The organism is Thermosynechococcus sp. QS41 (assembly GCF_031583515.1).
GTDB lineage: Bacteria > Cyanobacteriota > Cyanobacteriia > Thermosynechococcales > Thermosynechococcaceae > Thermosynechococcus.
The window spans coordinates 815,856-828,291 of record NZ_CP134181.1; the positions used below are offsets into that span (position 1 = coordinate 815,856).

Annotated in this window: 16 protein-coding genes; 4 read left to right on the forward strand and 12 right to left on the reverse strand. The window is 54.0% G+C overall.

Annotation, left to right across the window (positions count from 1 at the left end):
* Positions 1 to 6 precede the first annotated feature (6 nt).
* The 7 genes from RHJ80_RS03780 to RHJ80_RS03810 all read right to left on the reverse strand — a co-directional run bounded on the left by RHJ80_RS03780 (position 7) and on the right by RHJ80_RS03810 (position 5,085).
* Positions 7 to 387, reverse strand: coding sequence for a DUF1818 family protein (locus RHJ80_RS03780; protein ID WP_310801493.1), 381 nt, complete (start codon positions 385 to 387; stop codon positions 7 to 9).
* An 11-nt stretch (positions 388 to 398) separates the two neighbouring features.
* Entirely contained in the window at positions 399 to 1,193 is a 795-nt protein-coding gene (locus RHJ80_RS03785) for an MlaE family lipid ABC transporter permease subunit (RefSeq protein ID WP_315863345.1), read from the reverse strand.
* A gap of 18 nt (positions 1,194 to 1,211) precedes the next feature.
* On the reverse strand, positions 1,212 to 1,763 hold the full coding sequence (locus RHJ80_RS03790) for a DUF3172 domain-containing protein (RefSeq protein ID WP_206201128.1): 552 nt from the start codon (positions 1,761 to 1,763) through the stop codon (positions 1,212 to 1,214).
* A gap of 39 nt (positions 1,764 to 1,802) precedes the next feature.
* Entirely contained in the window at positions 1,803 to 2,075 is a 273-nt protein-coding gene (locus RHJ80_RS03795; RefSeq protein ID WP_149820749.1) for an RNA-binding protein, read from the reverse strand.
* A 514-nt stretch (positions 2,076 to 2,589) separates the two neighbouring features.
* Positions 2,590 to 3,063, reverse strand: coding sequence for a helix-turn-helix domain-containing protein (locus RHJ80_RS03800; RefSeq protein ID WP_310801495.1), 474 nt, complete (start codon positions 3,061 to 3,063; stop codon positions 2,590 to 2,592).
* Positions 3,064 to 3,290: 227 nt separating this feature from the next.
* Complete coding sequence (dacB, locus tag RHJ80_RS03805) at positions 3,291 to 4,664, reverse strand: D-alanyl-D-alanine carboxypeptidase/D-alanyl-D-alanine-endopeptidase (protein ID WP_310801496.1); 1,374 nt, start codon at positions 4,662 to 4,664, stop codon at positions 3,291 to 3,293.
* A complete protein-coding gene (locus tag RHJ80_RS03810; RefSeq protein WP_315863364.1) occupies positions 4,630 to 5,085 on the reverse strand; it encodes a GNAT family N-acetyltransferase in 456 nt (151 codons plus the stop codon). Before RHJ80_RS03810 ends, dacB begins: the two co-directional genes overlap by 35 nt.
* Positions 5,086 to 5,384: 299 nt before the next feature.
* Here RHJ80_RS03810 and RHJ80_RS03815 point away from each other — a divergent pair, with 299 nt between their 5' ends.
* Genes RHJ80_RS03815 through RHJ80_RS03825 form a run of 3 tightly spaced genes read left to right on the forward strand, consistent with a single transcriptional unit; the run spans position 5,385 to position 8,930 of the window.
* Positions 5,385 to 7,112 (forward strand): succinate dehydrogenase/fumarate reductase flavoprotein subunit, encoded by a 1,728-nt coding sequence (locus RHJ80_RS03815; protein WP_310801689.1) that lies wholly within the window; start codon positions 5,385 to 5,387, stop codon positions 7,110 to 7,112.
* Positions 7,113 to 7,116: 4 nt separating this feature from the next.
* The gene (locus RHJ80_RS03820; RefSeq protein WP_302676762.1) at positions 7,117 to 8,166 is read left to right on the forward strand and encodes a TrkA family potassium uptake protein; all 1,050 of its coding nucleotides are present in this window, start codon (positions 7,117 to 7,119) and stop codon (positions 8,164 to 8,166) included.
* Entirely contained in the window at positions 8,163 to 8,930 is a 768-nt protein-coding gene (locus RHJ80_RS03825) for a TrkA family potassium uptake protein (protein WP_206201133.1), read from the forward strand. Before RHJ80_RS03820 ends, RHJ80_RS03825 begins: the two co-directional genes overlap by 4 nt.
* On the opposite strand, the gene RHJ80_RS03830 is transcribed toward RHJ80_RS03825, so the two are convergent.
* From RHJ80_RS03830 to psbH, 5 genes are all read right to left on the reverse strand, one after another.
* A complete protein-coding gene (locus tag RHJ80_RS03830) occupies positions 8,927 to 9,745 on the reverse strand; it encodes a carbohydrate ABC transporter permease (protein ID WP_206201134.1) in 819 nt (272 codons plus the stop codon). The two genes, RHJ80_RS03825 and RHJ80_RS03830, sit on opposite strands and share 4 nt — an antisense overlap.
* A 120-nt stretch (positions 9,746 to 9,865) precedes the next feature.
* The gene (locus RHJ80_RS03835; RefSeq protein WP_310801498.1) at positions 9,866 to 11,083 is read right to left on the reverse strand and encodes an ABC transporter permease; all 1,218 of its coding nucleotides are present in this window, start codon (positions 11,081 to 11,083) and stop codon (positions 9,866 to 9,868) included.
* A 73-nt stretch (positions 11,084 to 11,156) separates the two neighbouring features.
* Positions 11,157 to 11,774 carry an aminoacyl-tRNA hydrolase gene (pth, locus tag RHJ80_RS03840; protein WP_310453356.1) on the reverse strand — a complete coding sequence of 206 codons (618 nt, stop codon included), beginning with the start codon at positions 11,772 to 11,774 and terminating at the stop codon, positions 11,157 to 11,159.
* Between the two features lie 5 nt (positions 11,775 to 11,779).
* Positions 11,780 to 12,013: a TatA/E family twin arginine-targeting protein translocase gene (locus RHJ80_RS03845; protein ID WP_206201137.1), complete on the reverse strand. Its 234-nt coding sequence runs from the start codon at positions 12,011 to 12,013 to the stop codon at positions 11,780 to 11,782.
* Between the two features lie 3 nt (positions 12,014 to 12,016).
* Positions 12,017 to 12,217, reverse strand: coding sequence for a photosystem II reaction center phosphoprotein PsbH (psbH, locus tag RHJ80_RS03850; RefSeq protein ID WP_149820192.1), 201 nt, complete (start codon positions 12,215 to 12,217; stop codon positions 12,017 to 12,019).
* Between the two features lie 86 nt (positions 12,218 to 12,303).
* On the opposite strand from psbH, the gene psbN reads away from it, so the two are divergent.
* Entirely contained in the window at positions 12,304 to 12,435 is a 132-nt protein-coding gene (psbN, locus tag RHJ80_RS03855) for a photosystem II reaction center protein PsbN (protein ID WP_206201138.1), read from the forward strand.
* Position 12,436 lies beyond the last annotated feature (1 nt).

Consider the following 12,436-nt stretch of genomic DNA (forward strand, 5'->3'; position numbering starts at 1 on the left):
TGTCTTCTATTCTAAACTTTGCCCCTCCGCAATCCTGTGCTGCAACTCACAGCAGGCAAGGAGAAAGTCTGGGGGCACCGGGGCAGGCCATGTCCCCTCAACCCGGCGATCGCCCAACACAATCAGATGCAGGCTATAGGCATGGGGATAGCCCTCCAATTCCAAATGCACAGCATCGTTGCTGCCACTGAGGGTAATCATTTCCTCTGCCATCAATTCGGGGGCGATCGCCAAAAGCTGCCCGTGGAGTTGGCGAAATAAATCCACAAATGCCTTGAATTCTGCGGCAGTAAGTTCCGTGGCCCAATCCTCAGCGCCCACCAGAGCGGCATAGAATTGATCATTGCGCCAGCCCACCCGCCAGCCTTCCCCCACCTGCAGTTCCATAGGCTAGCCCTCTAAAACGTGGGTACGAGGCTACTGCTGCCGCCAAAGAGGGCCCAAGACAGGAAAAAGTTGAGAATAAAGATCGCCAATAGCGAGATCACCACAGCCGCCGTAGTGGATTGACCGACCCCCTTGGCGCCCCCTGTGGTTGTAATGCCCCAATTGCAGCCAATGATGGCCACCACACCGCCAAAAATGCCTGACTTGATAATTGAACTCCACAGATCCCAAGTTTGCAGAAAGTTCTGAATGGACTCAATATAGACCCCACGGGGAATGCCGTAGAGATAATCGGCAATCATCAAGCCCCCCCACAGCCCCGTTACGAGTGCCAAGATATTGAGAATGGGCAACATCAGCACACAGGCAATAAACCGTGGCACCACCAGATAATCCACCGGATCCGTGCCCAGCATATAGAGGGCGTCAATTTGCTCAGTGACTTTCATGGTGCCAATTTCAGCCGCAAAGGCAGAGCCAACTCGCCCGGCGAGTACCACCGCTGTCAGCACCGGCCCCAGTTCCCGCGCTAGGGCGATCGCCAGCACCCCACCCACCGCAGAGGTGGCACCAAAGGTAATAAATTCACGGGCGACCTGAATCGTAAACACCATGCCCACAAAGGCCGCTGTAATTAGGGCAACACTGAGGGAGGCAGGCCCCACCAAGGCCATTTGCTCGATCGAGTTGCGCAGCGGAATTCGCCCCCGCAGCAAATGATAGGTGACTTGACCCGCCAAGAGAAAGGCTGTACCCAAGCGTTGTACACCCTGACTTGCACGCCAGCGCAGCCGTGGCCACTTCATCACCTTCATTGTTGCGTCCTAGAAATTACCGGTTTCACCCGCAGCACCATTACCCAAGCCTGAGAGTTTGAGGAAGAGGTTTTTATCCGTTGTGCTCTGATAAACACAGCTGATTTCAGGATTGGCTTCAAGGTTGCCCACATAGCCAAAGGTATTCAGCCGCTGCCGACAACTGCGCAATTGCTCACCGGTAATGAGTTGTCGCTGTTCTAGCAGGGCAACGTTATTGGCACGCAGCACACAGCCCGGTTGCATCACCGGTTGGGAAACAAAGACCGAAAAGGGGTTAAAAGTGACAAAAATCCGCGTATCCACCGCGATCGCGCTCGCACCAAATTGCACGCAAATATCGGGATTGGGCGCCGCCTGATCAATAAACTGCGTTGAAGCCACGTTATCAGGATTGAGGGTGGTCGTTTTGCTAAAGGTGACACCCACACCAACGCCAATAATAAAGACCCCTCCCAACACCGCCAGAGTGCGGGTATTCACTGGTGACTTCGATTCTGGCTGGGGAGGCCGACGAGTTTGGGGACGCGGACGCGGTGGGGATGGCGAACGTCGAGGCATAGCAGGAAGAGTGAACAGCACTTCCCTACCAGTATGCCCTTAGAAGGCAGGGTTTGACTGCCCCCCTGCTTGTTTTGGCTTCGCCTTGTTGACCTTGAGCACCCGTCCTAGCCATGTTGCACCGTCGAGATCATCAATGGCAGCGGCCTCCTGAGTTTCATCCACCAGTTCGACAAAAGCAAAGCCACGCCGTTTGCCTGTTTCTCGATCCACCGGCAACACAATCCGGCGAATAGCACCATATTTTTCAAAAACTTCGCGAAGATCGTTTTCTGTCGCCTCATAGGAGAGGTTGCCGATGTACAGTGTCATAACCCGAACTCAGAAGCAATTTGACAATCATCATAGCCTCTCGCTTTCCCTTACCCATGCGATCCAGACTACAGAACCCAACACCTTGCAAAGAAAATTAACGTTTTCTATCAGCCCCAAAATATACCAAGGTTAAAAAGAAATTAATTCCTCCCTTGATGTCACCTACAGCCCTTTGCACAGGGTTTAAGCCGCGTCCGACAGATTCAGCAAATTGCCGCAAGCCCATTCTCTCGTGGAATCCACCGGAGTCTCTCTAGGAGAGGATTTGAGTATTTTCAATGGTCTTGTAGAAAATAATTTCACCCCCCTCGCAAGGGATCCCTCGGAATAGGGGGTTGCAATCCGCTCTGGGAGAGGCTATATTCAAGGTGCTCTTGCTTCTCTTCGGGGAAGTGGATTAAATGAGAATGAACCAGCCCCTCAAAGAACGAATCACTGCCGCCGTCAGTTGTAACAATACAGCTTGCAGGTTTTGACGCAGGGCTTCTAGGGTCTCGAAGGACTGCCATGCTCATGCTGCTCGCAGATGTTGCCACAACCGCTCCATGGGATTGACCTCGGGGGCAAACACAGGCACAACATTGCGCACAATGCGATGCACCGTCGGGTGGGCGACCTCAAGCTGATGCTCCTGTCGCAGCCACTGCACAATGGCCTTGTCACTGTCAAACCCGCTGGGGTCTTGTAGGTGTTCCTGAAACTGTGCCATCACTGTTGGGGGGATGATGCGGGCGGCTCCGGGGGGCGTCTTGACTGCCAATAACTGCTGGAGTCCTCCTTGGCGATAGGCGTTCAGCCAGCGAGTAATGCTGGACTCGTCGCAATGGAGCAATTGGGCAATTTGTGGGCGGCTGTGGACAAGTCCTTGCTTCAGCCAGTAGAGCATCTGCAAGCGTTCCTGCTGTCGGGCATCGGTTTCATGTTGTAGGCGTCGCTGCAGTTCTTCAGAGCTTTCTGTAATTGTGAGGACGAGCGGGCGAGCCATGAAGGTCTCCTACTGGGATGACTTCAGTTTTAGGATAGACAATTGCCTCGTTTAAGACCTACTTTATTAAGCTCAATGTTACAAAGATCTGGTATTAGCAGAATCAATAAATACAACCCTTTTTTAGAATATGAGACACGTGACGGGTATGCGATCCTCTCCCGCTCTCGCAGTTTTGAACCTGTGTCGGGCTGTAGTTCGAGCTACTGAATGGATGTGGAGTTTTTCTATGAGCGGTGAGGACAGTTCTGCGATTGCGCCAGCAAAACAACTATGCGATCCAAACCAGCACGGAGTTGAGCCGTGGCCTCCCCCCCTTGATTGACCACAAGACTAAAGACGAGGGGGCGATCCTGCACGGGTTCTACATAGCCCGCTAAGGCAACCACCCCCCGCAATGTGCCGGTTTTCGCCCAGACACGATCCTGAGCCGCTGTATCACGAAAGCGCTGTCGCAGGGTGCCGGATCGTCCGGCAAGGGGGAGCGATCGCCGCCACAGCGAGGCATCCTTTGTTTGCGTTATATGTTGCAGCAGTGTGACTAAACCATTGGGCGTCAGCCAATTTTGCCGCGAGAGTCCCGAACCATCTACTAAAACCGCTGCTTGGACACCGATGCGCTCTAGATAGCGTTGGCGATAGCCGGGTTGTGCTGCTTCCAGAGCCGCAAGGAGCATTTCTGCATAGAAATTGTCACTCTCTTGGAGAACCGGCAAAATTAACGCTTCTAGGGGGGGTGAGGCATGGCGCACCAACACATTGGGTAACGGCTCTGCTGTTTCCACAAGGCGAATTTGCTGCACTTGAATACCGGCTTGGGCAAAGGCCCGCTGCACCTGTTGTTGAAGATAGGGGATCGACTCACTGAGGGGAATGCGCAGTTTTGCTGGTTCACTGCCAATGTGGAGTTGACCCCGCACAATGATCTGCTGGCCGCGCACCTCACTTTCCAGAAATTCTGGCTCAGAGGGGGTCACGGTGCGGGTCTCATTGACCACTCGAAAATGAGTCTGCGGCTGCCGTAGTGCTAAGGGTTGCCCCAACTGTTGTGGTATGACCTCTAGGTTCAGGGCATTTTGATTGAGACTAAAGCGCGTCACTACCGCTGCATAGCCCATCGTCAGGTCTTCGATCGCCCATGTGGGTTCCATCCTCACAGGAGTTACACCGCCGATTTCCAAGATTGGAATCTGGCGAATGCCCTGTTGGCTAAGGCGGAGTGCCATTTGTTGCAGGTCTTGGCTGCTGAAACTGGGGTCAAAACTGCCCTGAAGACGCAGGGTTGTCCTGTCGGGCGATCGCGTGCTGAGGGTGGTCTCAAAGAAATGATTAGCTCCCCAATAGTCTAAGGCGGCAGCCACTGTCGTTAGCTTGACATTCGAGGCCACCAGAAAGAGCTTTTCCCCTTGGTGGTTGTAGAGCACTTCACCACTGGTTAAATCCCGCACCACCATGCCCCATTGACCCCGTTGCCATTGGGGATTTTGAATTTCCTGTTGCAGGGCACGAGCCAAGTCTTGGCGGCAGAGACCGAAGGCGGCAGGTGAAACCAGCAGGACAATCAGACTAGCAGGGGGCAGAAGCCATCGAAGCCATGCCATGGGGCACTAGATCCTTGACATAGACGCGATCGCAACGCTGCGTTTCCACACCCGTCGCCGGCTGATAGCCCGCCTTTTCGTACAAATGGACGGCTGTAGTCATAATCGAGGCCGTTTCAATCCAGATTTTGCGGTAGCCGGCCGCTGCAATGGTTGCCTCCAGATGGTGCAGGAGAAATGTCCCTAGGCCTTGGCCGCGTACGCGGGAATGGAGATACATTTTGCGAATTTCGACAGCCGCTTCGCCCCGCTGAATGGGATAGAAGGCGATCGTGCCCACAACTTCCGAGGCCTGCTCCACCACCCAAAATTGTCCGCCCCGGCGGTGGTAGTAGTCTTCAACGTGAACCACATCGGCATCGGCGCCTTCGGGTTGCCAAGAAAGGCCAAACTCACTGAGGACATTAGCAATGAGGTGCATGACCGCTGCGCGATCGCGATCGCACCAATGGCGCACCCCACAATCCCCATAGTGAAGAAAAAATGCACTCAAGGACAGCTGCCTCCCATAAAATTACAGTCCTTTTCACAGAGAGAGAACACGCACAAAAGCATCGAAACCGCTGTGCCCCCAAAAGAACTGTACTGCCACTCTAACGATTCAGCGTGAGGCTCGCAAGATCATTTTGCTACTGTTTTTATCTTTGTTTCATCTTTGCTGCCGCCGCCGCTCTCTTAAGTGCCAACTTAGTATAGGAAAAGATGCTGGACAAAGGGACGATGCAAGACTTTGGCGTTGTGATTGTCGGTGGTGGCTTAGCAGGCTGTCGTGCTGCTTTGGAAATTTGCCGCCTGGCCCCAGAGACCCCGATTGCCCTTGTGTCCAAAACCCATCCCATTCGTTCCCATTCCGTTGCTGCCCAAGGGGGCATTGCCGCTACGCTGAAAAATGTCGACAGCGAAGACTCTTGGGAAAGCCATGCCTTTGATACCGTCAAGGGGTCAGACTTTCTTGCGGATCAGGATGCCGTCGCCATTCTTGCCCAGGAAGCGCCCGATGTGGTGATTGACCTTGAGCATTTGGGGGTGCTCTTCTCTCGCCTGCCCGATGGCCGCATTGCCCAACGTCCCTTTGGTGGTCACACGCACCAGCGCACTTGCTATGCAGCCGACAAAACCGGTCATGCCATTCTCCACGAACTCTACTGCAATCTCCTGAAATACAACGTCACCTTTTTTAGTGAGTGGTATGTGCTGCGGCTGATTGTCGAGGATCAGCAGGCCAAGGGGGTCGTTGCCTACCACATTGAAACGGGTCAACTGGACATTCTGCGGGCACCTGCCATTCTTTTTGCCACAGGGGGCTATGGTCGCGTCTTTAATACCACCTCTAATGATTTTGCCTCCACGGGGGATGGCTTAGCGATGACGGCACGGGCAGGCTTGCCCCTTGAGGATATGGAGTTTGTCCAATTTCACCCCACGGGGTTGTATCCAGCGGGGGTTTTGATTTCTGAGGCGGTGCGCGGTGAAGGGGCTTATTTGGTCAATGCCGAGGGGGAACGCTTTATGGCACGCTATGCCCCCAGTCGCATGGAACTGGCTCCCCGTGATATTACCTCGCGGGCGATCGCCATCGAAATTCGCGAAGGGCGCGGCAGCCACAGTGATGGCTCAGCCGGCGGGCCTTTTGTTTATCTCGATGTCCGCCACTTGGGTCGCGAAACAATCATGAGTCGCATTCCCTTCTGTTGGGAGGAAGCCCATCGCTTGGCGGGGGTAGATGCCGTGATGGAGCCGATTCCTGTACGTCCGACGGTGCACTATTCAATGGGGGGGATTCCGGTCAATGTCAATGGTCAGGTGCGTGCCAATGCCACGGAACTGGTAACCGGGTTTTATGCCGCTGGTGAATGTGCCTGTGTCTCGGTGCATGGTGCCAATCGCTTGGGGAGTAATTCCCTCCTAGAATGTGTGGTCTATGGCCGCCGTACCGGTGGGGCGATCGCCCAAGATTTACCGAGCTTGCCCCAACCCCAATTTGACCCCCAGCCCTATCTACAGGCAGCGGAGCAACAGATTCAGCACCTCTTTAGTCAAGCGGGGGATTTACGCATTGCCCAACTACGGCAGCAGGTTCAAGATTGTATGACCCAATACTGTGGCGTATTTCGCACCGCGGCTCTGATGCAGAGGGGTTTGGAAGAATTGCAGCGGCTGAAAGCAGCCTATGCGCGGATTCGTCTCGACGATCGCCAGCGCTACTGGAACACAGAGCTGTTAGAGGCGTTTGAGTTAGCAAATATCCTCGTGGTTGCGGAAGTGATTTTGAGCAGCGCCCTTGCTCGCCAAGAGAGTCGTGGTGCCCACTTCCGTGAAGACTATCCGCAGCGGGATGATGTCAACTTCCTACGCCACACCCTAGCCACCTACCACAGCGACGGCATGAGGATTGACTATCTGCCCGTCACCATCACCATGTTTCCCCCCCAAGAGCGCAAGTATTAAAGCCATGCGACGGTTACCTGCGACCCCTGCCCTCAACCGTTTTATTATTGGCATCACCCTCTTTGTTCTGATCATGTTGGTGGCGGTGGTGGGCTACACCAGTTTTGGCTGGAACTGGCTCGATGCCCTCTACATGTACGTGATCACCGTCTTTGGCATTGGCTACAGTGAAGTGCGACCCCTGATTACGCCGGCGCAACGCTTCTTTAACATGCTGATCATTGTGGCCGGCAGTGCAGCAACGGTTTATACCATCGGTGCGGTGGTGCAACTGTTTACCGAAGGGGAGATCAAACGCCTACTGGATATTCAGCGGGCGAGCCGCGACATCAACAAACTCAACCGCCATGTCATTGTCTGTGGCTTTGGCCGCATTGGTCAGGTAATGGCTCAGGAATTATCGGCATTAAAAACCCCCTTTGTGATTTTGGATGTCAATGAACAGCGCATTGATCTAGCGATACAGTTGGGCTATTTGGCCTATTTGGGGAGTGCGGCGGAGGAAGAAACGCTGCGCGTGGTGGGGATCGAGCGGGCGATCGCCCTAGCGACGGTGCTGCCCAATGACACGATCAATGTCTTTATTACGCTGACAGCGCGCTCCCTGAATCCGAGCCTGCTGATTGTGGCGCGGGCGAATTTGGCAAGCACAGAAGCAAAGCTACGTATGGCAGGAGCGGATCACGTAGTCTTGCCGACAAAAATTGGTGCCATTCAAATGACTAACCTGATTCGGCGGCCACGCATTGACTTTCTTGAGCAAACGGGCGATCGCGAGACCCTCAACGACCTCTTGAGCCACATTGATGCTCACCTTGAGGAACTGGAGATTACTGCCGATTACCCCTACGTGGGTACGCGCTTGACAGGACTTGAGGTACGCGGCCAAGGGGCATTTATTATTGTTGGCCTGCGCAAAAGTGATGGCCAATTATTCCCGACCCGCGCCAATCCCCTTGTGGAAGTGGGCGATACATTGATTCTATTGGGGCATGCTCAAGATACCCCCAAGCTCATTCGCAAATATACTGCCCGCTCCCGCCACTCCCAATGACAACCCCCGCTCATCTCGCTGACCTTAAGGATCACGTCATCATTTGCGGCTATGGTCCCCTTGGTCGCACCTTAGCGATGAACTTGGCTGCTGCCCAAATCCCCTTTGTCGTGATTGACAACCAGCGGCAGCGACTACGGCTTGCCCAGCAGTCAGGGCACCTTTTCTATCGCGGTGACGATCTCATGGATGAAAATGAGCTGTTGGCGGTGGGGGTGGATCGCGCTCGCACTGTAGTGGCGGTTTTGGCCGATGATGCCAGTAATGTCTTTATCACCCTGATTGCCCGTCGCCTCAATCCCAACTTACAAATTTTGGCCTATGGTGAATTGCCAGCCACGGAGTCAAAATTGCGCTTTGCCGGTGCCGATCATGTCGTCTTGCCCTCGAGTATCAGTGCCCAACGCATGGTGCAGCTCATTACTCGCCCGACAGTCTTGGATTTTCTTGAGGAAAAGGATGAGCGCAGTCACTTGATTGAGCTACTTAGCCAGCTCGATCTTCAGATTGAGGAGTTTACGCTGCCCTTGGAGTCCTCGCTGGTGGGGCTAGCGATCGCCGATGTGGAAGCGAAAGGCCGAGGCCGCTTTATTATTGTTGCTGTCCGCCATCAGAACGGTGCCTTGGTGACCCATCCCCCCTTAACCTTGCCCCTAGGGCCGGGGGATACCCTGATTGCCCTTGGCCGAGCAGCGGAAATTAAAACCTTCTTTCGCCAATATGCCCACCGCCAGCCAATTCGCTATCGCGGCCTAGGAAGCTAGCCCTTCAGGCCAGCAGTGGTTTGGGAGGGAATGATATATCGTTGCAAGAAAATAAACACAATGAACACGGGCACAATTGAAATCACCGAGCCAGCGGCAATGAGTCGCCAATCCAAAGAAAACGTCCCCGCCAAGGTGACCACGCCAATGGGCAGGGTATAAAGTTCTGGCTGATCCAAGACCAACAGGGGCCAGAGAAAATCACTCCAAGCACCAATAAACACAAAAATGCCAAGGGTAACAAGGGCAGGGCGAATGGCCGGCAGCATCACAAACCACCACAGCCCCAATTCTGAGCAGCCATCGAGGCGAGCCGCTTCCTCTAGTTCCTTGGGCACCGCCATAAAGGCCTGTCGCAACAGAAAAATGCCAAAGGCAGAGGCCAAACTCGGCAGAATCATTCCCAGATAGGTATTCCGCAGCCCCAACTGCACCGCCAAAATAAACAGGGGAATCATGATGATTTGAAAGGGAATCATGATCGTGGCCAAAATGGCCGTAAAGATCACCTCACGTCCGCGAAAGGACAGCCGTGCCAAGGGATAGGCGGCTAAGGCCGAGGTCAGGAGATTGCAGGCCACCGTTAAGACTGCCACCAGTGTACTGTTGAACAGGTACTGGCCAAAGGGATTCGTTTGCCAAACCGTGACAAAATTCGCCCAGGTTGGTTCGGCGGGCAGCCAGCGGGGCGGAAAGGCAAAAATATCTTCATTGGCAGACTTGAAGGCGGTACTGGTGAGCCACACCAAAGGGAGCAGCATGACGATCGCGATCGCCACCAACAGCAGGTAGGTCAAGCCTCGCCGCAAGGTCATCGCCGTGTCCAAAGATTGGTAAACATCATCAACAGGCCACCAATGACAATGGCGATCGCAAGGCCGCCAGCAATCCAGTCTAGGGTTGTCGTTTCCATCGGTAATTTCCCAAGGGTACTTTTAGACACTGCGCAAGGCAACAATCGGATCCAGCCGCGCCGCCCGTTGAGCGGGAACCACCCCAAAGAAGAGGCCAATACTGCCCGAAACGCCCACAGCAAGAGCCACAGCAACAGGAGCAACCCCAGCCTCCAAGGGGGTCAGCATCGCCACTAGCATCACACCACCTACGCCCACTCCCGTGCCAATGAGACCACCGAGAGCCGAGAGGATCATCGCCTCAATCATAAACTGTGCCAGTATATCCCGCTGTGTGGCACCAATGGCCTTGCGCAGGCCAATTTCTTGGGTGCGTTCGGTTACCGAGACCAGCATAATGTTCATAATGCCAATCCCCCCCACCAGCAGGGAAATGCCGGCGATCGCCGCCAACATCAAGGTCAAGGCATTGCTGATATTGCCAATGATTTGCAGAGCTTCCTTTTGGGTTTGAATTGTAAAATCGTCCTCATCAACAATTTGATGGCGCAGCCGCAGGAGGTTGGTAATCTGAAACTTAGCCGCATCAATGCTCTGTTCATCACGGGCAGATACCGAGATAAAGGTTAGGGAAATCCCATAGGGGGAGCGCTGCCCCACAATACGGGAAGACATCGTCGTAATGGGAATATAGGCGGCCTCATCCTGATTGTTGCCAAGGAAAGCACCCTTTTCGGCCATGACGCCAATCACTTCAAAGGAAAGATTCTTGATCCGCACCTGCTGGCCCACAGGATTTTCGTTAATAAAGAGCTTCCTCGCCAAATCCGAGCCTAAAATGACGACGCGGCGATGCCGTTCCACATCCTTATCGGAGATAAAGCGCCCCTGCGCCACTGTAAAACTGCGCACTGAGGGAAAGGTGGGGGTGGTCCCCACAATCAGCACATTCGTGTTGCGTCCTCGATAGGTGACCCGTTGTTGCACTTGAATTTGGGGTGCCACTTCCTTAACGGTGGGCACTTGGGTGGCGATCGCCTTAGCATCCTCAAGGACAAGGGTTTGCGGCACATTAAACGTGCGGTTGCGGGCTTGGGGCGTCCCCGGCACAATAAAAAGCGTATTCGGACCAAGGGATTCAAACTGACTGGCGGCATAGCGCTGTGCCCCCTGACCCACGCCGACCATGGCAATCACCGCTGCGTTGCCAATAATAATCCCCAGCATCGTCAGGCCACTACGCAGTCGATTGGCCTTGAGGGTGGCGATCGCCATGCGCACACTTTCAGCAATGTCCATGATTCTGCGCCGAAAACACCTGTTTTTAATCTAACTTGAGATCTTCTTTTTCCTCAGACTTCTAGTGGGGGGTTCAGGATTGCGGTAGGGGAATGCTTTTGCCGTTGAAGTGGTTCATCGCTGCCTCCACCCCAGACTGAATACTTAACTCAATGGCATCCACGGCAAGGTCAAGCACAGCAGGTAAAATGGCGAGTTCAGCAGCCGAAAAATGTCCCAAAACAAAGGGCACAGCATTGCGCGGCCCGGTTTGTTGCTGCAGGCGATCGCCAAAGGCAATGCCCACCTTGAGGCGGGGAAACTGCTGCGAATGACAGTGTTGAATAATTGACTTAATGCCGTTGTGTCCGCCCGTCGAGCCACTCAAGCGCAAGCGCAGCCGCCCCAAGGGCAAATCGGCATCATCATAGACGACAAGGGTTCGCTCAAGGGGCAGCTTATAAAAATTCAGCAGGGCATGGAGAGACTGCCCCGAACTATTCATATAGGTAGTGGGTTTGAGGAGGCGTACCTTTTGACCATGAATCAGAACCTCTGCCACCTCTCCCAAGAAGCGCCGCTGCGGGGTCAACTGCACCTTATACCGATCGGCAAGGGCGTCAAGGACACGAAAGCCAATATTGTGGCGCGTCGTCGCATACTCTGCCCCCGGATTCCCAAGGCCGACAATCACACAGGGTTGGAGAACCATGCCACCTAAGCAGAGGGTTCCCGCGATGATTCCGATTCTGCCTTGGCCTGCTGTTCCTGTTCGAGGGCAGCGGTCTGCCGTTTCATTTCATCTTGGAATTCACGGGAGGCTTCCTCAAAGGCACGCTTGGTTTTGCCAAGGCTGCGACCAATTTCCGGCAGCTTTTTAGGGCCAAAGATTAAAAGCGCCACCACCAGAATCACAATCAGTTCCGGCAGACCGATACCAAAAACGTTCATGGGTTATCCTAGTGCTTTCCAACTCACGTTAACACCATCGAGGATGAGTGTCGAGTTGTAGATTTGCAAAATAATCAGCAAAAAGACAAGGAACAGCCCCATAAAGACCGCCATCAAGGGAGTGGTACCCCAGCCGGGGGCGACTTTACCGTATTCAGAGTTCAAGGGGCGCAGGAGATCCCCTAGCCAAGTCCGTCGTGCCATAAATCCCTTTTTTGAACGAGATGAACAGAGTTTTAATGTTTCGTAATATTATAGAAGCACATCTTGCTCCCATTTAGAACGCTTCTATGGAACCTGCAACAGTTCTTAGCATTGCTCTCGCTGCCATCTGCATTGGCGTGACCGGCTACTCTATCTACCTCTCCTTTGGCCCTCCTTCCAAGGAGTTAGCGGATCCTTTTGACGATCACGAAGACTAAA